Source organism: Xanthobacter aminoxidans (assembly GCF_023571765.1).
Lineage (GTDB): Bacteria > Pseudomonadota > Alphaproteobacteria > Rhizobiales > Xanthobacteraceae > Xanthobacter > Xanthobacter aminoxidans.
The window spans coordinates 151,734-173,626 of sequence record NZ_JAMJXC010000007.1; the positions used below are offsets into that span (position 1 = coordinate 151,734).

The 21,893-nt window shown below is 69.7% G+C and carries 20 protein-coding genes; 10 read left to right on the forward strand and 10 right to left on the reverse strand.

Annotation, left to right across the window (positions count from 1 at the left end; all coding sequences use genetic code 11):
* Nucleotides 1–6 precede the first annotated feature (6 nt).
* The 4 genes from EJ105_RS13140 to leuS form a co-directional block, all read right to left on the reverse strand.
* Nucleotides 7–459, reverse strand: coding sequence for a hypothetical protein (locus EJ105_RS13140; protein ID WP_250166685.1), 453 nt, complete (start codon nucleotides 457–459; stop codon nucleotides 7–9).
* 319 nt (nucleotides 460–778) lie between these two features.
* Nucleotides 779–1,804 carry a DNA polymerase III subunit delta gene (holA, locus tag EJ105_RS13145; protein ID WP_250166686.1) on the reverse strand — a complete coding sequence of 342 codons (1,026 nt, stop codon included), beginning with the start codon at nucleotides 1,802–1,804 and terminating at the stop codon, nucleotides 779–781.
* 4 nt (nucleotides 1,805–1,808) lie between these two features.
* Nucleotides 1,809–2,393 (reverse strand): LPS assembly lipoprotein LptE, encoded by a 585-nt coding sequence (gene lptE / locus EJ105_RS13150; protein WP_051679147.1) that lies wholly within the window; start codon nucleotides 2,391–2,393, stop codon nucleotides 1,809–1,811.
* Nucleotides 2,380–5,070 carry a leucine--tRNA ligase gene (gene leuS / locus EJ105_RS13155; RefSeq protein WP_250166687.1) on the reverse strand — a complete coding sequence of 897 codons (2,691 nt, stop codon included), beginning with the start codon at nucleotides 5,068–5,070 and terminating at the stop codon, nucleotides 2,380–2,382. Before leuS ends, lptE begins: the two co-directional genes overlap by 14 nt.
* A 461-nt stretch (nucleotides 5,071–5,531) precedes the next feature.
* Here leuS and EJ105_RS13160 point away from each other — a divergent pair, with 461 nt between their 5' ends.
* Nucleotides 5,532–6,965 (forward strand): sodium:proton antiporter, encoded by a 1,434-nt coding sequence (locus tag EJ105_RS13160; RefSeq protein WP_250166688.1) that lies wholly within the window; start codon nucleotides 5,532–5,534, stop codon nucleotides 6,963–6,965.
* A 243-nt stretch (nucleotides 6,966–7,208) separates the two neighbouring features.
* Here the strand turns inward: EJ105_RS13160 and EJ105_RS13165 are convergent, their stop codons facing one another.
* The 4 genes from EJ105_RS13165 to fabD form a co-directional block, all read right to left on the reverse strand.
* Entirely contained in the window at nucleotides 7,209–8,483 is a 1,275-nt protein-coding gene (locus EJ105_RS13165) for a cyclopropane fatty acid synthase (protein ID WP_250166689.1), read from the reverse strand.
* A 193-nt stretch (nucleotides 8,484–8,676) separates the two neighbouring features.
* Complete coding sequence (locus EJ105_RS13170; protein ID WP_250166690.1) at nucleotides 8,677–11,175, reverse strand: hypothetical protein; 2,499 nt, start codon at nucleotides 11,173–11,175, stop codon at nucleotides 8,677–8,679.
* 129 nt (nucleotides 11,176–11,304) lie between these two features.
* Nucleotides 11,305–12,048, reverse strand: coding sequence for a 3-oxoacyl-[acyl-carrier-protein] reductase (gene fabG, locus EJ105_RS13175; protein WP_029557911.1), 744 nt, complete (start codon nucleotides 12,046–12,048; stop codon nucleotides 11,305–11,307).
* Between the two features lie 133 nt (nucleotides 12,049–12,181).
* The gene (gene fabD / locus EJ105_RS13180; protein WP_029557910.1) at nucleotides 12,182–13,168 is read right to left on the reverse strand and encodes an ACP S-malonyltransferase; all 987 of its coding nucleotides are present in this window, start codon (nucleotides 13,166–13,168) and stop codon (nucleotides 12,182–12,184) included.
* 227 nt (nucleotides 13,169–13,395) lie between these two features.
* Here fabD and EJ105_RS13185 point away from each other — a divergent pair, with 227 nt between their 5' ends.
* Nucleotides 13,396–14,457 carry a polysaccharide deacetylase family protein gene (locus EJ105_RS13185; RefSeq protein WP_250166691.1) on the forward strand — a complete coding sequence of 354 codons (1,062 nt, stop codon included), beginning with the start codon at nucleotides 13,396–13,398 and terminating at the stop codon, nucleotides 14,455–14,457.
* 24 nt (nucleotides 14,458–14,481) lie between these two features.
* On the opposite strand, the gene EJ105_RS13190 is transcribed toward EJ105_RS13185, so the two are convergent.
* Nucleotides 14,482–15,579: an AraC family transcriptional regulator gene (locus EJ105_RS13190; RefSeq protein ID WP_250166692.1), complete on the reverse strand. Its 1,098-nt coding sequence runs from the start codon at nucleotides 15,577–15,579 to the stop codon at nucleotides 14,482–14,484.
* On the opposite strand from EJ105_RS13190, the gene EJ105_RS13195 reads away from it, so the two are divergent.
* The 6 genes from EJ105_RS13195 to EJ105_RS13220 all read left to right on the forward strand — a co-directional run bounded on the left by EJ105_RS13195 (nucleotide 15,578) and on the right by EJ105_RS13220 (nucleotide 20,163).
* Nucleotides 15,578–16,669, forward strand: coding sequence for a DUF3047 domain-containing protein (locus tag EJ105_RS13195; protein ID WP_250166693.1), 1,092 nt, complete (start codon nucleotides 15,578–15,580; stop codon nucleotides 16,667–16,669). The two genes, EJ105_RS13190 and EJ105_RS13195, sit on opposite strands and share 2 nt — an antisense overlap.
* Before the next feature lie 263 nt (nucleotides 16,670–16,932).
* Nucleotides 16,933–17,385 carry a 30S ribosomal protein S6 gene (gene rpsF, locus EJ105_RS13200; RefSeq protein WP_024279700.1) on the forward strand — a complete coding sequence of 151 codons (453 nt, stop codon included), beginning with the start codon at nucleotides 16,933–16,935 and terminating at the stop codon, nucleotides 17,383–17,385.
* A complete protein-coding gene (gene rpsR / locus EJ105_RS13205; RefSeq protein ID WP_024279701.1) occupies nucleotides 17,385–17,651 on the forward strand; it encodes a 30S ribosomal protein S18 in 267 nt (88 codons plus the stop codon). Before rpsF ends, rpsR begins: the two co-directional genes overlap by 1 nt.
* A 138-nt stretch (nucleotides 17,652–17,789) precedes the next feature.
* The gene (locus EJ105_RS13210) at nucleotides 17,790–18,743 is read left to right on the forward strand and encodes a DUF2232 domain-containing protein (protein WP_250166694.1); all 954 of its coding nucleotides are present in this window, start codon (nucleotides 17,790–17,792) and stop codon (nucleotides 18,741–18,743) included.
* A 41-nt stretch (nucleotides 18,744–18,784) separates the two neighbouring features.
* On the forward strand, nucleotides 18,785–19,366 hold the full coding sequence (gene rplI / locus EJ105_RS13215) for a 50S ribosomal protein L9 (protein ID WP_024279703.1): 582 nt from the start codon (nucleotides 18,785–18,787) through the stop codon (nucleotides 19,364–19,366).
* 377 nt (nucleotides 19,367–19,743) lie between these two features.
* Nucleotides 19,744–20,163, forward strand: a complete 420-nt coding sequence (locus EJ105_RS13220; protein ID WP_250166695.1) for a hypothetical protein — start codon at nucleotides 19,744–19,746, stop codon at nucleotides 20,161–20,163.
* 3 nt (nucleotides 20,164–20,166) lie between these two features.
* On the opposite strand, the gene EJ105_RS13225 is transcribed toward EJ105_RS13220, so the two are convergent.
* On the reverse strand, nucleotides 20,167–20,496 hold the full coding sequence (locus EJ105_RS13225) for a DMT family transporter (RefSeq protein WP_250166696.1): 330 nt from the start codon (nucleotides 20,494–20,496) through the stop codon (nucleotides 20,167–20,169).
* Nucleotides 20,497–20,671: 175 nt separating this feature from the next.
* Here EJ105_RS13225 and EJ105_RS13230 point away from each other — a divergent pair, with 175 nt between their 5' ends.
* Both EJ105_RS13230 and sfsA read left to right on the forward strand, forming a co-directional pair.
* The gene (locus EJ105_RS13230; RefSeq protein WP_250166697.1) at nucleotides 20,672–21,169 is read left to right on the forward strand and encodes a PaaI family thioesterase; all 498 of its coding nucleotides are present in this window, start codon (nucleotides 20,672–20,674) and stop codon (nucleotides 21,167–21,169) included.
* Nucleotides 21,169–21,882: a DNA/RNA nuclease SfsA gene (sfsA, locus tag EJ105_RS13235; RefSeq protein ID WP_029557901.1), complete on the forward strand. Its 714-nt coding sequence runs from the start codon at nucleotides 21,169–21,171 to the stop codon at nucleotides 21,880–21,882. The genes EJ105_RS13230 and sfsA overlap by 1 nt, the downstream gene beginning before the upstream one ends.
* Nucleotides 21,883–21,893 lie beyond the last annotated feature (11 nt).

The following is a 21,893-nucleotide window of genomic DNA, read 5'->3' on the forward strand; positions in this document are numbered from 1 at the left end:
CCCCCCTCAGCGCCGGCCGAAGGCGGGCCGGCTGAAGAACAGCAGCACCAGGGCGAGCGGGATCATGATGTGATCCAGGATCTTGCCCGGCGGGGCGTGGGTGACATCCAGCGGGCGCATGTGGCCGAGCAGGTAGCGGCCCGCATATTCCACCACGATGAACACCAGCAGCAGCGGGATCAGCGCCCGATAGCGCGCCAGGGCGACCACATAGAGCAGCCCCATGATGAGCTGCGACAGGCCCCAGAGCGCGAAGACGAAGATCACCGCCTGCCCTGCCTGGACCGGCGAGAAGGTATCGAGCGGAATGTGCGCCACCGACTGCGCCCCGCCATCCGGCGCCAGCATGTGGAACAGGCTGCGCCCGATGGTCATGGCGGTGATCGCCGCGAACACCGCCACCACCGCACGGTGGCCGGGGAAGTGGTTGTCGATGCGGTCCGGCAGGATCCAGTTCATGGGGCGCTCCGGGCAGAAACAGAGGCGGCACGCGAGACGAAGCCGCCGCCCGGACTTATGGCATCGCTTGGCGCCCGGACCCGATGGCGGAAAATGGCCCGAAGGGTGGCCGTCATTGTCTGTCTCGGGCCGGCTCCCACGGCCCTCTCGCCGTCATGCCCGGGCTTGTCCCGGCCATCCACGTCGGGCCGATCGAGCGGGTGTCCCAGAACTGTTCCCGGCCGACCCACGTGGATGGCCGGGACAAGCCCGGCCATGACGGCGGTTCAGGGGAGAATAGCCAGGACAACCCCCGAACGACCGCTGCGACGGGCGGCTGCTACCGCCGCCGCCCCGCCTGCTGGGCGACCTGCAACACCACCCGCTCGCAGATGGCGGGGGCGAGCGTCGCGTTGCGGCGGGCGGCGAGGACCGCGTCGTCGACGGCGAGGAGCGCCTTCATGCAGCGGTCGGGGTCGAGGCCGCGCAGGGCCTTTTCCAGCTTGGGCTTGCGCGAGAAATGCACCGGCGGGCGCGCGGAGCCCACCACGCTCTCGGGGCTCGATCCCCCGGCCACGGCCAGCGTCATGGGGTGCAAAGCGGTGAGCGCGCGCAGCAGGCCGCCCAGCACGGCATCCGGCCGCGTTGCCGCGCCGAAGGCCTTGGAGAGGGCCGCCAGCGCATCCCGCGTCTCGCCGGCCAGCGCCGAATCCACCACGTCGTCCAGCGCCAGCGCCGAGGCGTCGCCGACGATGAGGCGCACGTCCTCCAGCGTCACGCGCTCGGTGCCCATGCCATAGAGGATGAGCTTGGCGATCTCCCCGCGCGAGGCCAGCCGGTCGCCGCCGATGAGGGAGACGAGCAGCTCGCGCGCGTCGCGATCGATGGAGAGGCCGGCCTCCGCCATCATCTGATCCACGAGGCGGGCGAGGTCGCGCTCGCTGTCGGCGTAGCAGGCGATGGCCAGGGCGTTCTGGGCGTTCTCGCACAGGGTGCGGAGCGGGGCGCCCTTCTTCAGGTCGCCGGCCTCCACCACCACCAGCGCATCGCAGGGGTTGGAGAGCACCGGCTGGATCGCGGGCACGATGTTCTTGGAGCCGGCGCGCACCCACACCACCCGCTCGCCGCCGAACAGGCCGATGGTGGAGGTCTCGTCGATCAGCCGGCGGGGATCGGAGGCGATCTCGTCGCCCTCCAGCCGCACCAGCGCGAAGGGATCGTGGGCATCGGGCACGGCGCGGCGCACCAGTCCCTCGGCGCGCTCGCGCACGAGGCCGGTGTCGGGGCCGTAGATGAGGATGACGCTCTTGGACCGGTCGCGCCGGGCGAGCGCCGCGTCGGCGTCGCCGGGCCGGACCGCGACCATCCGCTCAGCTCGCCGAACGGGCCGGCGGCGCGTTGCCGGTGCGGATGAACCACGCGGCAAGCTGCGCCTTGATCTGGTCCGCCACGGAACGGGCGGCCCGCTTCTCGGCGTCGATCTGGGCGCTGTAGTTGGCGAAGCGCTGGTCGCTGGTGTCGATGGTGGCGGAGCCGGTGGCGGCGCCTTCCACCTGAGTGATCTTCTTCTTGTCGTCCGCCTTGATGATGCGCCAGTTAGCGGTGACGCGGATGATCTGGTTCTCGGGCAGGCCGGAGGCCGAATTGATGAGCGCGGTGGAGACGGACGAATCCACCGTGATGATCATCTGCAGCGGCGCGCCCTTGGGGTTCCCCTCGCCGCCGGTGAGGGCGAAGATCAGGTCGTTGCGCAGATCATTGCCGAGCCGGCCCTGGATCTGCACGATCTCCACATCCCGCATCTTGTCGAGCAGCGCCGGGCCGCCGGTGGTCGAGTTCTCGGCATAGAGCGGCTGGAAGCAGCCCGCGAGCGCCCCGGAGAGGGCGCACACCAGCATCAGCCGCCCCAGAAGGGCGGCGGGGCGCATGCGGAAGGACGGATCAGGCGACGACATTCACGATCCTCTGCGGCACCACGATGATACGCTTCGGCGCGCGTCCGTCGAGTGCCCGCTGGACGCTTTCCAGCGCGAGCACGGCGGCCTCGACCTCGGCCGGGGTCGCCTCGCGCGGGACGACGATATCGTCGCGCTTCTTGCCATTGATCTGGATCGGAAGTGTGACCGTGTCGCGGCGCAGCAGATCGGCCTCGGTGGCCGGCCAGGAGGTCTCCGCCACCAGCGTGCTCTCCTGCGACCCGTGGCCGAGCGCGACCCAGCACTCCTCGGCGAGGTGCGGCGTCATGGGAGCGACCACGCCGGTGAGCATCTCGGCGGCTTCGCGCAGCGCGAAGGCAAGGTCTTCCGGCACCTCAGGCGCCGAACGGGCGGCAGCGACGGCCGAGCCGAACACGTTGGCGAACTCGTGGACATGCGCTACGGCCACGTTGAAGCGCAGCCGCTCGATGTCCTCGGCCACCGTCGCAACGAGCCCATGGGCGGCGCGGCGCAGGCCGAGGGCCTGCTCGCCGAACGTTTCGGGGCGCGCGGCGCCCGGCTTGGCACCCAGCTCCACCGCCTCGTTCACCAGACGCCACACGCGCTGCACGAAGCGCCAGGCGCCCTCGATGCCGCCCTGCGTCCACTCGCTGTCGCGCTCGGGCGGGGTGTCGGAGAGCATGAACCAGCGGGCGCAGTCCACGCCGTAGGTATCCGCCACCACCTCGGGCGCCACCACGTTGCGCTTGGACTTGGACATCTTCTCCGGCGGGGAGACGGTGACGGGCGTGCCGTCCGAGATCCGCACCGCCTTGCCGTTGCCGAGGAGCTTCACCTCCTCGGGGAAGAGCCACTTGCCCTCGGTATCCTTGTACGTCTCGTGGACGATCATGCCCTGGGTGAAGAGGCCGGCGAACGGCTCTTCCAGGTCCACCCGGCCGCAATGCTTCAGCGCGCGGGTGAAGAAGCGGGAATAGAGCAGGTGCAGGATCGCGTGCTCGATGCCGCCGATATACTGGTCCACCGGCAGCCAGTGGCTCACCGCCGCCTTATCCAGCGGCTTCTCCACGTTGTCGGAGGCGTAGCGCAGGAAGTACCAGGACGAATCCACGAAGGTGTCCATGGTGTCCGTCTCGCGCCGGGCCGGCTTGCCGCACTTGGGGCACGGCACGTCGCGCCACGCCTTGGCGCGGTCCAGCGGATTGCCGGGACGGTCGAACGTCACATCGTCCGGCAATTCCACCGGAAGCTGGTCGCGGGGTACGCCCACCGGGCCGCAGTCGTCGCAATGGATGACCGGGATGGGGCAGCCCCAGTAGCGCTGGCGCGAGATGCCCCAGTCGCGCAGGCGGAAGTTCACCCGCCGCGTGCCCTGCGGCTCGCCCGCGACGCGGAAGCGCTCGAGCTGGCGGGCCACCGCCTCCTTGGCCTCGGGCACGCTCATGCCATCGAGGAAGGCGGAGTTGAACAGGGTGCCGTCGCCGTCATAGGGCCCATCGGCCACCGAGAAGGTGGCGGGGTCCGCGCCCTCGGGCAGCACCACGGGGGTGATGGCGAGGTCGTATTTGGTGGCGAAGTCGAAGTCGCGTTGGTCGTGGGCCGGGCAGCCGAAGATGGCGCCGGTGCCGTAGTCCATCAGCACGAAGTTGGCGACATAGACCGGCACGGTGCGCGTGGCGTCCAGCGGATGGACGACACTGAGGCCGGTGGCGTAGCCCTTCTTCTCCTGCGTCTCGATCTCTTCCGCCGAGGTGCCGCCGCGCTTGCACTCGGCGATGAAGGCGGAGAGCTGCCCGTCCGTGCCGGCGAGGTGCTTGGCCAGCGGATGATCGGGCGAGAGCGCGAGGAAGGAGGCGCCGAACAGGGTGTCCGGGCGGGTGGTGTAGACCTTCACCGCCTTGGTGCCGGCGGGCAGCTTCTCCACACCCGCCTTGGCGAACTCGAACAGCACTTCGAGCCCTTCCGAGCGGCCGATCCAGTTGCGCTGCATGAGGCGCACCTTGTCCGGCCAGCGGTCGAGCGTGTCGATGGCGTCGAGCAGTTCCTGGGCGAACTGGGTGATGCGCAGGAACCACTGCGACAGCTTGCGCCGCTCCACGATGGCGCCGGAGCGCCAGCCGCGGCCGTCGATCACCTGCTCGTTGGCGAGCACGGTGTTGTCCACCGGGTCCCAATTGACCTCGCTCTCCTTGCGATAGGCGAGGCCGTTGTCCAGGAAGTCGAGGAAGATGCGCTGCTGCTCCACGTAATAGGACGGGTCGCAGGTGGCGATCTCGCGGTTCCAGTCGAGCGACAGGCCGAGCAGCTGGAGCTGCTCGCGCATGGAGGCGATGTTCTCGTAGGTCCAGCTCTTGGGGTGGATGCCGCGCTCGATGGCCGCATTCTCCGCCGGCAGGCCGAAGGCGTCCCAGCCCATGGGATGGAGCACGTTGAAGCCCTGCATGCGCTTGTAGCGCGCGAGCACGTCGCCCATCACATAGTTGCGGCCGTGGCCGATATGGATGCGCCCCGACGGATAGGGGAACATCTCCATGACGAAGAATTTCGGACGCGGGTCGTCGTTGCGCGTGCGGAAGATGCCGCGCTCGGCCCAGGTCTTCTGCCACTTCGGCTCGGCTTCGCGGGCGTTGTAGCGGTCTTGAGTGCGGTCTTGCGCGCGCTCGGCGGCGTTGTCCGGCATACGATCTTGGGTCATGGGTCCGTCAGGCGTCGAAACGGCCGGGACTAGGACAGAAACAAACCCTGCGGTCAACCGTCCCGCACCGCCGAAGGTGCCCCGGACAAGCGACACCGAAGGTGGAGTGCTGAGCCGGGGGCCAGCGCAGGACTCCCGCGCAGCGGGGCCATCCCTCCCCTCTCCCCTTGCGGGAGAGGGGTCGGGGGTGAGGGGGCGGCGGCCTCATCATGCGTCGCGATGCCGGTTCTCGCGGCACCACACCCCTCACCCCACCCCTCTCCCGCAAGGGGAGAGGGGGCACGGCCTGCACCTTCCGTCGACGCTGCATGCGTCCGGGGCACGAGGGCGGTGCAAGCGCCCCACCCATTCCACTGAAGGACGACGGCGGCCGGTTTGGCCTTGCCACATGCCGGCCCATCGTCCATCAAACCGTGGGGACATCAATCTGGAGGGTGGCGATGACGGCGCCGGGTCGCGGGATGAGAGTCGCTTCGGGAATTGCAGCAACACTCCTCCTGACCACCCTATCAGCCGCGCCTGCGCTTGCGGCGGACGGGGTTCCCGCCCTCAACGGCGCGAAGCTCCCGCTGCTCTGGGGCATCCCCTTCGCCGGCATGCTGCTGTCGATCGCCCTGTTCCCGCTGCTCGCGAACCACTTCTGGCACCACCATTACGGCAAGGTGGCGCTGTTCTGGGGGTTGGCCTTCGCGGTGCCCTTCTCGCTCACCTACGGCCCGTCGGCGACGGCGCACGAGGTGGTGCACACGGCACTCTTGGAATACATCCCCTTCATCATCCTGCTGTTCGCCCTGTTCACCGTGTCCGGCGGCATCCTCGTCACCGGCAATCTCAAGGGCACGCCGCTGGTCAACACGGTGATCCTGGCTTTCGGCACGGTGATCGCCAGCCTCATCGGCACCACCGGCGCCTCCATGGTGCTCATCCGCCCGCTGCTGCGCGCCAATGACGACCGCCAGCACAATGTGCACACGGTGGTGTTCTTCATCTTCCTGGTGTCGAACATCGGCGGCTCGCTGACGCCGCTGGGCGACCCGCCCCTGTTCCTCGGCTTCCTGAAGGGCGTGAACTTCTTCTGGACCACCACCCACCTGCTACACGACACGGCGGTGATCGCGGCCATCCTGCTCGTCGCCTATTACCTGCTGGACCGCTTCTTCTACGCCCGCGAGGACGAGGTGATCCGCAATCCGCCGGACCCCACCCCGGCGACCGACAGCCTCGGCCTGCGCGGGGCGCAGAACCTGCCGCTGCTCGGCGGCATCATCGGCGCCATCCTCATCTCGGCGCTGTGGAAGCCGGGCATCAATTTCGACGTCTACGGCACCCATCTGGAGCTGCAATGGGTGGTGCGCGACGTGCTGCTCGTGGTGTTCGCGCTGATCTCGCTGGCCATCACCCCGGCGCTGGTGCGCGAGCGCAACGGCTTCGACTGGGAGCCGATCCTGGAAGTGGCGAAGCTGTTCGCCGCCATCTTCCTCACCATCATCCCGGTCATCGCCATCCTGAAGGCCGGCGCCAGCGGCGCCCTCGCCCCGCTGGTCAACCTCGTCACCACGCCGGACGGCCAGCCGGTGAACGTCTGGTACTTCTGGCTGACGGGCGCGCTCTCCGCCTTCCTCGACAATGCCCCGACCTATCTCGTGTTCTTCAACCTCGCCGGCGGCGATCCCCACCAGCTCATGGGGCCGCTCGCGGTGACGCTGGAGGCGATCTCGGCCGGCGCGGTGTTCATGGGCGCGCTGACCTATATCGGCAACGCACCCAACTTCATGGTGCTCTCCATCGCCCGCCATCGCGGCGTGAAGATGCCGAGCTTCTTCGGCTACATGGCCTGGTCGTTCAGCTTCCTGCTGCCGCCCTTCGCGCTGATCACCTGGCTGTATTTCGTCTGAGGGGGTGGGCATGCCGGTGGCATACGCACCGCCCTCGCGCCCCGGACGCATGCAGCGTTAGCGGAATGCGAGCCGGGGCCCGGCGCAGGGGACCGCCGCAGGCGCTTCCGGGCCTTACGATCCTCGGGCTTTGCCCCGCTAGGCGGGGAGTCTTGCGCTGGCCCCCGGCTCGGCGCTCCGGCTTTTGCCGTCGCTGGTCCGGGGAACAGGCCGCCGGCGTGGCCGGCGCCCGTCAATGCCCCCCTACTCCCCCGCCAGCCGAAGCGGTGCACCCTGCGCCGCTTCCGCCCGCCTGAGCCGCGCCTCGGCCTCGGCGATGTAGCCGCGGGTGAGCGGCACCGCCTCCTGGCGGCGGGCGAGCTGGATCTGGAACACGTTCAGGCCCTGGTGGCGGAAGCCCATCTCGCTGGCGGCGAGATAGAATTCCCACATGCGGCAGAAGCGCTCGTCGGTGAGCCGCGCCGCCTCCTCCCGGCGGGCGAGGAAGCGCTGGCGCCACGCCTTCAGCGTCTCGGCATAATGCAGGCGCAGCAGCTCGATGTCGGTGACGACGAGGCCGCTCTTCTCGATCTGCGGCGTCACCTCCGACAGCGCCGGAATGTAGCCGCCGGGGAAGATGTATTTGGCGATGAACGGGTTGGTGACGCCGGGCGGGTCGGACCGGCCGATGGCGTGCAGCAGCATCACCCCGTCGTCCTTCAAGAGGCTCCGCGCCTTGCGGAAGAAGGCGCCGTAATGGTCCACGCCCACATGCTCGAACATGCCCACCGAGACGATGCGGTCGAACGGCCCCTCCACGTCCCGATAGTCCTGCAAGGAGAATGAGACATGCGCCGCCATGCCCCGCTCGTCGGCGCGGGCGGTGGCGAGCGCCAGCTGCTCCTGCGAGAGGGTGACGCCGGAGACCTCAGCCCCCGCCATCTCCGCGAGATAGAGGGCGAGCCCGCCCCAGCCGGAGCCGATGTCCAGCACCTTGAGGCCCGGCCGGTCCAGCACCAGCTTCGCCGCGATGTGGCGCTTCTTGGCGAGCTGAGCGTCGTCGAGGCTCTGCCCCTTATGCTCGAAATAGGCGCAGCTGTACTGCCGGTCGTGATCGAGGAAGAGGGAATAGAGCCGGCCGTCGATGTCGTAGTGGTGCGCCACGTTGCGCCGCGACCGCTCGGGCGGATTGAACTGGGCGATGCGCCGCCCGAGCCGCCGCAGCACATGGAACGCCTTGGCCGGCACGCTGGGATTGAAGGATGCGGGCTGGGACATGAGCAGCGCGAGGAGGTCGGCGATGCTGCCGGCGTCCAGCACCAGCGTGCCGTCCATATAGGCCTCGCCGAGCTTCAGCTCGGGATCAAGCACGATGCCCCGCTCGGCCTCGGCGGTGGTGAAGCGCACGGCGAGCGGCTCGGGGATCGGTCCGGCGCGGGGGGAGCCTTTCACGGTGAAGGTGCGGCCCGAGGCCGTCGTCACCTTCAGCGCGCCATCGACGACGACACGACGCAGAAGTGTCTCCAGCAACCGTTCCATCGGCCGCCTCCGGTTTCGTCCGCTCGATCCTTTCCCGCTTCCCGGCACCGGAGGGTTCGGGCCACCCCCTGCGCCCCGAAGTTCCCGGCCTGAAGCGCCGCAACCTCGAAATGAAAACACCAACCGTGCCGCACCGCAATACGGCACGCGACGATTTGACCCGCGGGGCGCGTGCGGGCCGGATGAGCCCGCTTCAGGGCGTCGGCCCGGTGCAGGCTTCCGAGCGGGTGGCGAGGGCAGTCCACACCTGCTCCACGGCGGTGCGGTTGTTGCAGCGGTCGGCGGTGGGCTCCAATTGCTCGTGCAGGTTCATCTGCACCGGCTTGGAGAGCCACCAGCTCATGGAGACCTGCCGGATCTTCTCCGGCGTCGCCGTGCCCACCGGACAATGGCCGGCGCTGTCCTCCGGCCAGACCTTGATCTGCACGAGGTTCACCGCGCAGCGCCCGCCGAAGCGTCCATCGAGCCAGGCGGCGGCATGGGCCACGGCGAGCCGGCCGCGCCCGCTGCGCACCGCGCCGATGGCATCGACGGGGCCGACCACCTCGGGCAGGAAGCTGTGCTCCGCCGCGTCCGGCACCACCACGCCGCGGGCGGTGCGCTCCTCGGTGAGCACGCTCTGGGGATCGTTGGAGACGACCAGGACGAAGGGCGCGAGAGCCGGCTCCACGTCCACCATGGCCTGCGCCAGCTCCAGCGCGCTCTCGGCGCCGAAATTCTCGAAATAGCCGCCGTCGACGATGCGATCCACCACGTCCGTGTCCACCTGGTAGATGGAGCCGGGAGGCGAGATCACCGGGAAGCGGGCAGAGTTGGTGGCCGCCGTGGAGAGCCGCACGTCGAGGTCCGAGCGCACGAGGCTGTGGAAGTCGATGGCGTGGGTGAAGATGGGGCATTCGGCGGTGGGGCCGCCGCTCGGGCAGCGGCTGGAGGCCGCGTAGGTCGGCAGGATGTCGGTGGTGATGATGCGCTGGCCGGTCTCCACCGACGTGCCGTTGAGCACGAGATAGGGCACCCAGTGCTCGGGATCGCGCGGGGCGCCGAGGAAGGGCTCGGAGAGGCGGCGCGCGGCGCCGGGGCCGGCATTGGCGCCCGCCGCCGCCACATGGCGGGCGAAGCTCGCTTCCCAGGCCTCCTCCAGCAGCGCGGCGCGATCGCGCAGGAAGAGCTGCACCTGATCGTGGAAGGCGAGGCCGAAGAAGGTGGCGGTGAGGAAGTCGTCCGCCGTCATGCTCTCCAGGCAGTCGCGCCAGCCGTGGATGGCGCCGCCGAACCAGTGGGCCGGCGCTTCGGTGGGGCACGGCGGCGCAGTCCCGGTGCGGGCGGACAAGGCGGCGGCCACCACCGCCGCGCCGTAGGAGCCGCCCGAGACGCCGGAGAGGGCGAAGAGGTGGGTTGCGACGTTCTTCCCCTGGCGTTCCTGGCCGTCGAGCACGCTCTGGATGGCCGCCGAGAAGCGCCCGTCGTCCCGCGCCGCGCGGCTCACCTTCGAGCCATCGGCGCGGGTGAAGCCGAAGGCCTGCTTCTGCCGGTCGTAGTCGAGGAAATGGCCGATCACGCTGGCGGTGAAGAAGCCCGCCCGGCTCGCCCCGCCCGCGGCGGCCACGATGATCGGGCGCGGACAGGATGAGGGCTGCTCCGCGCAGCCATTGGCCCGCATCCACAGATGGACGGCCTGCACGAGGCTGGTGCGGCGATAGGCCGGCTCGTCGGCGGTCACGGTGCGCACCGCGTGGTTGTCGCCGAACACATAGACGCCGACCGCCCCGGCGATGAACAGGCCGGTCAGGATCGGCACATGGAAGCGCCGCCCCACCGAGGACAGATAGGCGAGGATCGGCACCCAGCCGCCGAAGATCAGCGGCACGGCAAAGGCGAGCGGCAGGCGCGCGGCGAGCCAGTGCGGGCTCGCCACCAGCACCGCCACCACCAGCAAGGCGTAGAAGAGGAGCGCGAGGCGGCCGGAGGCGTGGAGCTGGCCTGCCGCATCGTCCCGCCGCGGCGCGATGGCCAGCAGGCCGAACACCGGCTTCAGCCACCGCCCGAGCACGCGGTCCAGCGCGGCGAGGGCTGTCACCTGCGTCAACCGTCCGCGCAGCACGCAATAGAGATAGAAGAGCGGCACCGCCGCCAGCATAGCCCAGACGAGCAGCACCAACTGGTGGTGGGCGGCGGCGATGGCGGGGCGGTCGGCCAGCGTCGGCAGATTGCCGATGGCCGCGTTGGCGCCCATGGCGAAGGCGAGGAAGGGCGCAAGGCCGATGAGGCGGGGCACCTCGCGCACCGTCGCCGCCATCAGCCGGTCACGCCCGACGACGCCGCGGTGGCCGGCCGAGGCATCGCGCCGGGCGACCAGCACCGCGAGGCCGTCGTCCGTCTCCACCAGCAGGCGCGCGGCGTAGTGCACCGGCATGGCCCACAGCAGGAAGACCGCGGCGACGAGGGAGACAATGGCGCGGGAGAGGCCGGCCGCAGCGCCCGCCGGGGCGCCGGCCATGGCTACGTCGAGGGTCACGTCCTGCGCCTGCGTCACCCCCGCCATCAGCGCGAGGCCGAGGAGGACGCTCAGCAGCGGAACCCGGACCACCCACAGCACGAGGGTGAGATCGAGGATGCGGCGCCAGAAATGCGAAACAATGCCCCTGGGCTTCTGCCGCAAGGAGACGCTTGCCGGCCGAGAGCCCGCACGCACACGCTCTATCCTCATGCGTGCCTCCCATCCCCCGCACGCATCTCTAGGATAGAAGTGTTCCGATCCCGCTTACAACTTACGCCCGGTTGAAGGTAGCGGGCGGACGTCGGGATGCGGGATCGAAGGGCCTCAGATCATCGCCATGCCGCCGTTGACGTGCAGCGTCTGGCCGGTGACGTAGGCGGCTTCATTCGACGCGAGATAGACGCAGGCGGCGGCGATGTCCTCGGGCGTGCCGAGCTTGGCGGCGGGCACGGCCTTGAGGATGCCCTCGCGCTGCTTCTCGTTGAGCGCGTCGGTCATGGGGGTGGCGATGAAGCCGGGGGCGATGCAGTTCACCGTCACCCCGCGCGAGGCGACTTCCTGCGCCAGCGACTTGGACATGCCGATCATGCCGGCCTTGGCGGCAGCGTAGTTGCCCTGCCCCGCATTGCCGGTGACGCCGACGATGGAGGTGATGGAGATGATGCGGCCGGAGCGGCGGCGCATCATGGTGCGCACGGCGGCGCGCGACAGGCGGAAGGCAGCGGTGAGGTTCACCGCGATCACCTGATCCCACGCCTCGTCCGACAGGCGCATGAAGATGTTGTCGCGGGTGATGCCGGCATTGTTGACGAGGATGTCCACATGCCCGCCCAGCGCCTCCTCGGCGGCGGGAATGAGCTTCTCCACCTCTTCGGTGTTGCCGAGGTTGCACGGCAGCACGAACACGCGCTCGCCGCCCATCTCGGCGGCGATGGCGTCGAGCGCCTCGCGGCGGGTGCCGGAGACGGCGACGGTGGCGCCCTGGGCGTGCAGCGCCTTGGCGATGGCGCCGCCGATGCCGCCGGTGGCGCCGGTCACGAGCGCGGTCTTGCCGGTCAAATCGAACATGTCAGCCCCCAGTTTCTTTCGGGTGTCGCGGCTTTTGCGCCGCCGGTTGTATCGGCTTGGTCGGGTGGTGTCCCGACACAAGGGCGCCCTCGCCCGGATTTTTCCGGGGAGGGCGCCCGTCGGTGAGAAGATGTCAGGCGGCGGAAGCGGCCGCGTTGCGGGCGGCGATGAAGGCCGCCACGTCGTCGGGCGTGCCCACGGCGCTCGCCGCGATCTGCTTGTCGATGCGCTTCACGAGGCCGCAGAGCACCTTGCCGGCGCCCACCTCGACCACGCGGTTCACGCCCGCGCCGGCCATGTAGATCACGCTTTCGCGCCAGCGCACGGTGCCCGTCACCTGCTCCACCAGCAGGCGGACGATCTCGGCCGGATCGGTGACGGGGGAGGCGCGCACGTTGGCCACCAGCGGCACGCGGGGCGTCATCACGGTGGAGCCGGAGAGGGCCACTTCCATGGCCTCGGCGGCCGGACCCATGAGGCGGCAATGGAAGGGGGCGGACACCGGCAGCAGCACCGCCTTCAGCGCGCCGCGCTCCTTGGCGATGAGGATGGCGCGTTCCACGGCGGCCTTGGTGCCGGAGACCACCACCTGCCCGGGGGCGTTGTCGTTGGCCGCCTCGCACACGTCGTCGCCGGCGGCTTCCGCCGCCACCGCGACGGCCTGGTCGTAGTCGAGGCCGAGCAGGGCAGCCATGGCGCCCTCGCCCACCGGCACCGCATCCTGCATGGCGCGGCCGCGGATGCGCAGGAGCCGCGCCGCCTCGGTGACGGTGAGGGCGCCGGCGGCGGCCAGCGCCGAATATTCGCCCAGCGAATGGCCGGCGACGAAGGCCGCCTCGCGGGCAAGATCAAGCCCCGCTTCCGATTCGAGAACCCGCAGCGCGGCAATGGATACCGCCATCAGCGCCGGCTGGGCGTTGGCGGTGAGGGTCAGTTCGTCGGAAGGGCCTTCCCACATCACCCGCGTCAGGCTGTCGCCGAGGGCGGCATCCACTTCCTCGAACACGGCCTTGGCGGCCGGGAAATTGTCGGCGAGGGCCTTGCCCATGCCCACGGCCTGGCTGCCCTGACCGGGAAAAATGAAGGCAGTCTGGGGTGTTGTGCGCGACCCTTCGGTCATGGGCGGCCTCCGGCTGGAAATTGGCGAGCGGAGAGACACCGGGATTGTGGGCGAGTCAAGGCAAGGGGGTGGCAAGAGCCGCGTCAGGGCGATTCTCGAATCGCGTGTCAAGCCAACCTTACGATAAGGAAACTGGGGGTTGGCCACGCCCGCTTCACAATTTATCCATAACGAGCGATGGACATTGGGCGCAGCTCTGCACGTCCGCATCAGAAAGTGGTTCCGCCGTGAAGCCTGAAGTGAAGGCCATCCGGGGATTTCCGGCGCTTCTTGCCGCCGCTCTCCTCTCCGCCACCGTCATCGTCCCCGCCTGCGCGCAGACTCTGACGCCGTCCGGAACCGCGCCTTCCGCGCCGCCCACGTCGACCTTCACCGCGCCGCACCCCGCGCTGATGACCGGGCCCGTGCCCTCCTCCATGATGGAGCCGCCGCCGCCCAACCTGCCCTCGAGCACCGGCATGGCTGCGCCCGCGGCCGAGGCGACGGGCACCAACCCGCACAATCTCATCGCCTATTCCTCGGCGACGGTGGATGGCCCCTACATCGCCATGACCTTCGACGACGGCCCCAACCCCGAGACCACGCCGCGCCTTTTGAAGATGCTGGAGCAGCGGGGCATCAAGGCCACCTTCTTCGTGCTCGGCAGCCGCGCCGTCGCCTCGCCCAACATCATCAAGCAGATGGTCGCGCAGGGGCACGAGGTCGCGAACCATTCCTGGGATCACCCCCAGCTGCCCAAGATCCCGGTGGCCGCCGCCGACAAGCAGATCGGCGACACCAACGCCGCCATCGAGCAGATCACCGGCCTCAAGATCCACAATCTGCGCCCGCCCTACGGCGCGATGACCCCGGCGCTGCGCGCGCATCTGCGCGAGAAGTTCGGCTCCACCTTCATCTACTGGTCCGTGGACCCGCTGGACTGGAAGGACCGCAACGCGCAGGTCATCCACGACCGCATCCTGAAGAATGTGCATCCGGGCGCCATCATCCTCGCCCATGACATCCACCCCACCACGGTGGACGCCATGCCGAAGACGCTCGATGACCTCATCGCCAAGGGCTACAAGTTCGTCACCGTCTCCCAGCTCATCGCCATGAACAAGGCGATGCCGGAGCCCAAGGTCGCCTCCCTGAACCCGGCGCCGAAGAAGAAGCCGAAGCCCCAGGGCGCGGCCGCCGCCGCCAACACCACCGGCTCCACCGGCACGAAGCCGGCGACGACCGCGCCCAAGCCCGTCAGCGCCAAGCCGACCGCGCCCCGCCCGCCGGCGAGCGTCGGGCTGTACTGAGGGCAGTTCGTTTTCCGCCCCGGCTCAGGCGCTCCGGCGCTGCCAGGCGCGGGGGGAGAGGCCGGTCCAGCCGCGGAACGCCCGGGTGAAATGGGCCGGTTCCGAATAGCCGAGGTCCAGAGCGACGGCGGCGATGGAAACTCGGCGCTGCCGCAACAGGCTCTCCGCCTCGGCCCTGAGGACCGACCGGGCGACCTGCTCGAACGTGATGCCGCGAAGCACAAGCCGGCGCTGCAGCGTGCGCGCCGACATGCCGAGCCGCCGCGCCACCGGCGCCAGCGCCGGCCGCCCCGCCAGAAGCTCCAGCAGGATCAGGTGCTCCACCAGACCCACCAGATCATCGGGGATTGCCTCCCGTCCCGTGGGCTCCACCCGCTGCGGCCTCGGTGCGGGGTTTTCCGCAAGGAGATGCGCCTCGGGAAAGCTCACAAGGGCGCGGGCGCTGCGGCCAAGATCCGTGCGCAGCACATCCTCGACCGCCGTCCGGCCAGGGAGGGGCGGCCCGGCCACCGCCGCCCGCAATGGGGTGAAGCGCGGGCCGATGAACCGGCGCAGCAGATCGAGCATGTAGCCGAGGGCGAGGCATTCGTTGAACTGGCGCCCTTCGTCGGAGCGGTCGGTGACGCCATAGGTCCAGTGGGCGATCCCGTCTTCGGCCCAGAGTTCGATTCGCGTCGAGGATTGCAGCAGGGTGCCCATCATGCTGTTGGCGCGGGCGATGGCCACGTCGAGCCGGTCGGCGCCGAGTACGTGGTCGGCGAGGGCGCCGAGGCCGAGGATGCCGGCTTCCACCGACAGCCGCGCCCCCAGCGCCGGATCGCCGATCTCCCGCGCCGCGCAGGCGATGAGGCGCAACTGGTCGCGCAGGAGGATCAGCCGCTCGGGATGGTCCACCAGCCGCAGCGGGAGTTCGGCGGCGCGGAACACCTTCGCGGGTGAGCCGCCCGCGCGCTCCACCACCTCTGCGACCCGCCCCATGGAGCGGGCCTTGGTGAGGCCCCATCCGGTCATCCGCGTCTCGTCCTGTCGCGAAATGGCAAGAACCGCCGCCGGCCCCGCGCCATCCTCGCGGCTGACGGGCGGCACAACCGCCCGCGCAGCTTCAGGGATGGAACGCAACATGAGCAAATCTTCTGAAATCGAGGCGCCGGAAGCGGTTCAGGCTGCCCTTCGCACAGCCGTTGGCGCGGTGCATGCGGAGGTACGGGCGGGCGCGGTGCTCCACCTGCCGGCCCATGACGCCCAATGGATGGCGACTGGAATATCCGTCACGCGGGGCGAGACGGTCACACTCCTGTCTTCGGGCATCGCCTGGCTCTCCCGCGCTTTCGACCTGTTCGTCACCGGCGGTCTGTCGCTCTGGTACCGCATCGGCGGGGGCCCCATCGGCAAGGTGGGAGACGACACCTTCAGCTTCACCGCCGAGCGGGACGGGCCGCTTGAGCTGATCTGCCACCTGGCGGGGCAGTGGATCGACGAAAGCGGGCGCTTCGATCCCGCCTCGACCCTGGAGGACGGTGGCCTTTGCGTCGCGGCTCTGGTCTGGCGCGGCGACCGGGACGCGGGCCTTGCCGCCTTCGCGGCGGTCGATTCCACTGGCCTTGCGGCCCGCGAGGTCGCGCGGATCGCGGCCTTTCGCCCGCTGCCGCCCGGCTGGGCGCCCCTGTGGCGGGTGGGCGCCACCTCCATCTTCTGCGAGGCGGTCGACACGGACGCGCCCCCGCGCATCGCCTGCCGCTGCGTCGAGGATGCCGGCATCATCAAATATCCGCTCAGCCTGGAGCTGACCGACGACCTTGCCATCGCCTGGGACTGGCGCATCCAGCGCCTGCCCTCCACGGTCGCCGAGGACATCGCGCCGACCCACGACTATCTCTCCCTCGCGGTGGAGTTCGACACCGGGCAGGACCTGACCTATTTCTGGAGCTCCTCCCTGCCGGTGGGCACCACCTTCCGCTGCCCGCTGCCCTGGTGGGACCAGGTGGAGACCCATATGGCCGTGCGCTCCGGCGCCGCGGGCCTCGGCCAGTGGCTCGGCGAGCGGCAGCCGCTGCTGTCCGACTACCGGCGCTGCGTGGGCGGCGCCGATCCGGCGCGGGTGGTGGGTGTGTGGATCATCGCTCTGAGCGCCTTCCAGCGCGGCACGGGCCTCGCCGATTTCGCCCGCATCCGCCTGGAAGGCGCGGGTGGGCAAACCTGGATCGGGCCGTAGGAGAGAGAGCCTGGGCGGCCCCCTCCCGCCTTGCCTTTCCTTCGAAACCTGCTATACGCCCCGCTTCCGTCGCACCCGGCCGGGGGCTGAACGGACGGTCTTCTTTTGCCGCGGCCCATCCCACGGGTTTGGCCAAGGCGTCGGAAGACAGGGCGAAAGTCCGTCGTCCCGTGTCCCCGCCTTCCGAGCTTCGCGCCTTTCCGAAAGGCAAGAAGGGCTTGGCGCCGGTGGACGGAAGAGTGAAACCGAAAGGCAGTGAACACATGCCGCTCTACGAGCACGTGTTCCTCGCGCGCCAGGACGTCACGGCGCAGCAGGTCGAGGAACTCACCACCCGGTTCAAGGGTGTCATCGAGGCGAATGGCGGCTCGGTCGGTAAGACCGAGTACTGGGGCGTGAAGTCCCTCACCTATCGCATCAACAAGAACCGCAAGGCCCACTTCACCCTTCTGAACATCGACGCCCCCGCGGCGGCGGTGCAGGAGCTGGAGCGCCAGCAGCGCATCGACGAGGACGTCCTGCGCATCCTCACCCTGCGCGTCGAGGAGCACGAGGAGGGTCCCTCCGCCATGCTCCAGAAGCGTGACCGGGACGACCGTGGCGAGCGCGGAGAGCGTGGCGACCGCGGTGATCGTGGCGACCGCTTCGGCGGCCGTGAGGATCGGCCGCGCCGTCCGCGTCCGACCGATGAAGTGCAGGCCGAGGAGGGCAACTGATGGCTTTCGCATCGTCCGGTGGTGCCGGCGCCGGCGGCGGTCAGCGCCGTCCCTTCTTCCGCCGTCGCAAGACCTGCCCCTTCTCCGGCCCGAACGCGCCGAAGATCGACTACAAGGATGTGCGTCTCCTGCAGCGCTACATCTCCGAGCGCGGCAAGATCGTGCCCTCGCGCATCACGGCGGTCTCCGCCAAGAAGCAGCGCGAGCTCTCCGCCGCCATCAAGCGCGCGCGGTTCCTGGGCCTGCTGCCCTTCGTGATCCGCTGATCGCCTGATCCGCTGATTGGGGCGCCCCCTTCGGGAGGGCGCCCTTCCTTTAGCGACGCGCTTCGGGGAATGACCCCCGGAGCGTCTGCTGGGGCGGAAAATCCGCCTCTAACCGCACCCGCGGGACAGCTTGTCGAGATGGTGTACCTTCTTCTCACAGGCGTGGCTGCCGGCCTCGCATCCGCCCTTCTTGCCGCCGGAGCCGCGGCGGGATCGGCGCTGGCCGTGCCCCTGTTCTATCTCTCGCCTTTGCCGGTGATGATCGCCGGCCTCGCCTTCTCGCCGCTCTCGGCGCTGGTGGCGCTTGCCGTGGGCGCTGCGGGGCTCGGCCTCGGCTTCGGCGGAACCCTCCTCCTGACATACATGGTCAGCCTCGGCGGACCGGCCTTCGCCTTGTCCTATGCGGCGATGCTGGCACGGCCGGATCCAGCCGGACGGGACGGGCTGGTGTGGTTCCCGGTGGGCGGGCTGGTGCTGCTCTCCGCTGCCGTCTCGACGCTGGCGGTCATCATCGCCCTGTTCACCGTCGCCGGCGATTACGAGAGCTACCGCAAGGCGGTGATCGCCGCGTTCGAGACGCTGCTCTCGGGCCAGGTGCTGCCGGGGGCGGAGCCGACCGATCCCGCCGCCGTGGGGGCCATCGTGGCGCGCCTGCTGCCGGGCATGGCGGCGGTGATGTCCATGGTCTCGCAGCTCGTCTGCCTCTATCTCGCGGCCCGCGCCGCGCGAATCTCCGGCCGCCTCAGGCGTCCGTGGCCGACCCTGTCGGCCGTCCGCCTGCCGCCCGTCACCTCGCTGGTGCTGGCGGTGGCGATCGCCTTGTCCATGGCCGGGGCGATGGTGGGGCTGTCCGCCTCCGCCGCGGCCGCGACCTTGGTGTGCGCCTATGCGCTCGCGGGCTTCGCCGTGGTCCATGCCGTGACCATCGGCCACTCGGCCCGCTTTCTCATCCTCGCCGGGCTGTGGCTCACCACGGCCGTGCTCGGCTGGCCGGTCATCGCCATGGCGATGCTCGGCTTTGTCGACGCCATGTTCGACTTCCGCTCGCGCATGGGCTCCGGGCAAAGCCCGCCCGCCGCGAACGACCGCTGAAAAACACCGTAAATCCAACGATCAGAGACAGGAGAACCAAAATGGACGTCATTCTTCTCGAGCGCGTCGCCAAGCTCGGCCAGATGGGCGAAGTGGTGAAGGTGAAGGACGGCTTCGGCCGCAACTACCTGCTGCCGAACGGCAAGGCCCTGCGCGCCACCAAGGCGAACAAGGAGCGGTTCGAGACCATGAAGATCGAGCTCGAGGCCCGCAACCTGGAGCGCCGCAAGGACGCCGAGGCGGTGGCCGAGAAGCTCGCCGGCCAGGCCGTCATCATGATCCGTCAGGCGGGCGAGAGCGGTCAGCTCTACGGCTCGGTCTCCACCCGCGACATCGCCGAGGGCTTCACCGCCAACGGCTTCAGCCTCGACCGCGGCCAGATCGTGATGAACCACCCCATCAAGACCCTGGGCCTGCATGTGGTGCCGGTGAGCCTGCACCCCGAGGTCGAGGTGACCGTGCAGGTCAACGTCGCCCGCAACGCGGAAGAGGCCGAGCGCCAGGCCCGCGGCGAGGACGTGCGCACCGCCCGTGACGAGGACGCCGAGATCGAGGCCGAGCTCGCCATCGAGCGCGCCGCCGTGGCCGCCGAAATCGCCGCCGAGGAAGGCGAGGAAGCCTGATTCTGGCCTGAGGCCTGCGGCGCCGGCACCCCGGCGCCGGTTGCAAGCTTTGAACACGGCGTCCCGGCCTCACCGCCGGGGCGCCGTTTTCGTTTCCGGGTTCCGCCCTCGCGTCCCGGACGCATGCAGCGAAAGCGGAATGCGAGCCGGGACCCAGCGCAAGAGACCGCCGAAGGCGCTTCCTGCCCCCAATGCTTCCCGGCTTTGCCCCGCTGCGCGGGAGTCTTGCGCTGGCCCCCGGATCAGCGCTCCGGCTGCGCCGTCGCTTGTCCGGGGAACGGCGGATTCCGTCTCCCGCAGGAATCCTCTAAACTCCCACCGTTTCATCGCCGCCGGCCCGACCGGCCCCCATATTTCAATCCTTGGAGCTGCCCGCCATGGCGCGCGCCCGTACCGCCTATCTCAACCGGGCCGATGTGCCCGACCGTGCCGCGCTTCAGGCGGCGATTGATGCCTTCAAGATCAAGCTGGTGCTGGATGACGGCTATGTGCCGCTGGGAACCTCCGGCTACCTGCCCTGCACCCTCCAGGGCGAGGATGCCGGCTTCACCCTGCGGTTTCGCGACGTGGGGGAGGATGGCGGCAAATCTCCCGCCCTCGCTCCGGTGCTGGGCGCGCGGGACGTGGCCGCCGACATCAAGTGGACCGGCGACATCCGCGAGGAGGTGAGCGCCATGGCGGTGCTCGCCGCCCTCGCCGGCTCATTCGGCGCCGTGGTGCACGACCCGGAGAAGGACGCGCTCATCGCGGCGAAGACGCTCCTCGCCCGCGCCAAAGAGGGCGCCGAGGAGCTGTAGGCCTCACTGCGCGACGCTCTTGGACATCAGGTTGATGACGATGACGCCGGCGATGATGAGCCCGAGGCCGATGAGCGCCGGCAGGTCCAGCTTCTGGCCGTAGTAGACCCAGGCGAATCCGGTGACGAGCACGATGCCGACGCCGGACCAGATGGCATAGGCGATGCCCACCGGCAGCGTGCGCAGGGTGAGCGACAGGCAGAAGAAGGCGATGCAATAGCCCACCACCACGATCACCGAGGGGCCGAACTTGGTGAAGCCTTCCGCCTGCTTCAGCGCCGAGGTGGCGATGACCTCGGCAACGATGGCGATGAGAAGATAGACGTAGCTCATGTGACCCTGCCCCCCGCCGCGGTCGCCCGCAGCCCCATGCGCAGAAGAGGCGCCGGCCCGGCTGCTGTCAACGCGGGGAAATTCCGCAGCGCCCGCCGGCCAGCCTTTCCGTTGGAGGTGCCGTCATCGCCCGGCTATCCTCCCTCCTCCTTCCCCTCCCAGCATGACGGCCACCGTGACCGAGCCTTTCACCCCCCGCGATCCCGCCTATGAGACCAAGGTGCGCGACAGCTTCGCCCGCCAGCCCTTCATGACGCTCATCGGCGCCACCCTCGGCGCGGTGGCGCCGGGACGGGTGGAGATCGTGCTGCCCCATGCGGAGAAGGTGACGCAGCAGCACGGCTATTTCCACGGCGGCTCCATCGGCGCCATCGCCGACACCGCCGGCGGCTATGCCGCCTACAGCCTGTTCCCACCGGATTCGACCGTGCTGACGGTGGAGTACAAGATCAACATCATGGCCCCCGGCAAGGGGGAACGACTGGTGGCCGTGGGCGAGGTGACGCGGGCGGGGCGCACCCTCACCGTGGCGAAGGTGGAGGTCTATGCCGAGGCCGGCGGCACCCGCACCCACTGCGCCACCGCCACCCAGACCCTCATGTGCCTCGCCGGCCGCAGCGACGATCGCGATGCGGCCCCGACCCGCGCCCCTTCCGGCGGCGCGACGGCCTGATGCTGTTCGCCGCCCCCCTGCTGCCGGGCCGTCTGGTCCGGCGCTACAAGCGCTTCCTCGCCGACGTGGTGCTGGACGACGGCACCGAGACCACGGCGCATGTGGCCAACTCCGGCGCCATGCTGGGGCTCGATGCCCCCGGCAGCCGCGTCCTCCTCTCCCGCTCCCTCAACCCCGCCCGCAAGCTGGCCCTGAGCTGGGAGCTGGTGGAGGCCGATTTCGGCGCCGGGCCGGAATGGGTGGGGGTGAACACCATGCACCCCAACCTGCTGGTGGCCGAGGCCATCGCCGCCGGCCAGGTACCCGCCCTCGCCGGCTACGCCCGGATGCGGCGGGAGGTGAAATACGGCAAGGCCAGCCGCGTGGACATCAAGCTGGAAGACGACGCCCGCCCCGACTGCTTCGTGGAAGTGAAGAACGTCCACCTCATGCGCGCCCCCGGCAAGGCCGAGTTCCCGGATTGCGTGACCGCCCGCGGCGCCAAGCACCTCGATGAACTGGCCGGCGAGGTGGCGGCCGGGCGGCGGGCGGTGATGGTCTATATCAGCCAGATCGGCTCGGCCGGCTCCATCGCCCTCGCCCGCGATCTCGACCCCGGCTATGGGCGCGCCTTCGACCGGGCGCGGGACGCCGGGGTGGAGGCGATCGGCCTCGCCTGCCGGATCACGGCGAATGGTATTAACGTAGAGCGAACCGTGCCCATGCTGGGATGAGGTGTCGATTC

Coding starts and splice junctions, on each gene's coding strand:
- EJ105_RS13140 (WP_250166685.1), bottom strand. CDS start 459: ATGAACTGGATCCTGCCGGACCGCATCGACAACCACTTCCCCGGCCAC.
- holA (WP_250166686.1), bottom strand. CDS start 1,804: ATGGTCGCGGTCCGGCCCGGCGACGCCGACGCGGCGCTCGCCCGGCGC.
- lptE (WP_051679147.1), bottom strand. CDS start 2,393: ATGTCGTCGCCTGATCCGTCCTTCCGCATGCGCCCCGCCGCCCTTCTG.
- leuS (WP_250166687.1), bottom strand. CDS start 5,070: ATGACCCAAGATCGTATGCCGGACAACGCCGCCGAGCGCGCGCAAGAC.
- EJ105_RS13160 (WP_250166688.1), top strand. CDS start 5,532: ATGAGAGTCGCTTCGGGAATTGCAGCAACACTCCTCCTGACCACCCTA.
- EJ105_RS13165 (WP_250166689.1), bottom strand. CDS start 8,483: ATGGAACGGTTGCTGGAGACACTTCTGCGTCGTGTCGTCGTCGATGGC.
- fabG (WP_029557911.1), bottom strand. CDS start 12,048: ATGTTCGATTTGACCGGCAAGACCGCGCTCGTGACCGGCGCCACCGGC.
- fabD (WP_029557910.1), bottom strand. CDS start 13,168: ATGACCGAAGGGTCGCGCACAACACCCCAGACTGCCTTCATTTTTCCC.
- EJ105_RS13195 (WP_250166693.1), top strand. CDS start 15,578: ATGAGCAAATCTTCTGAAATCGAGGCGCCGGAAGCGGTTCAGGCTGCC.
- EJ105_RS13190 (WP_250166692.1), bottom strand. CDS start 15,579: ATGTTGCGTTCCATCCCTGAAGCTGCGCGGGCGGTTGTGCCGCCCGTC.
- rpsF (WP_024279700.1), top strand. CDS start 16,933: ATGCCGCTCTACGAGCACGTGTTCCTCGCGCGCCAGGACGTCACGGCG.
- rpsR (WP_024279701.1), top strand. CDS start 17,385: ATGGCTTTCGCATCGTCCGGTGGTGCCGGCGCCGGCGGCGGTCAGCGC.
- EJ105_RS13210 (WP_250166694.1), top strand. CDS start 17,790: ATGGTGTACCTTCTTCTCACAGGCGTGGCTGCCGGCCTCGCATCCGCC.
- rplI (WP_024279703.1), top strand. CDS start 18,785: ATGGACGTCATTCTTCTCGAGCGCGTCGCCAAGCTCGGCCAGATGGGC.
- EJ105_RS13220 (WP_250166695.1), top strand. CDS start 19,744: ATGGCGCGCGCCCGTACCGCCTATCTCAACCGGGCCGATGTGCCCGAC.
- EJ105_RS13225 (WP_250166696.1), bottom strand. CDS start 20,496: ATGAGCTACGTCTATCTTCTCATCGCCATCGTTGCCGAGGTCATCGCC.
- sfsA (WP_029557901.1), top strand. CDS start 21,169: ATGCTGTTCGCCGCCCCCCTGCTGCCGGGCCGTCTGGTCCGGCGCTAC.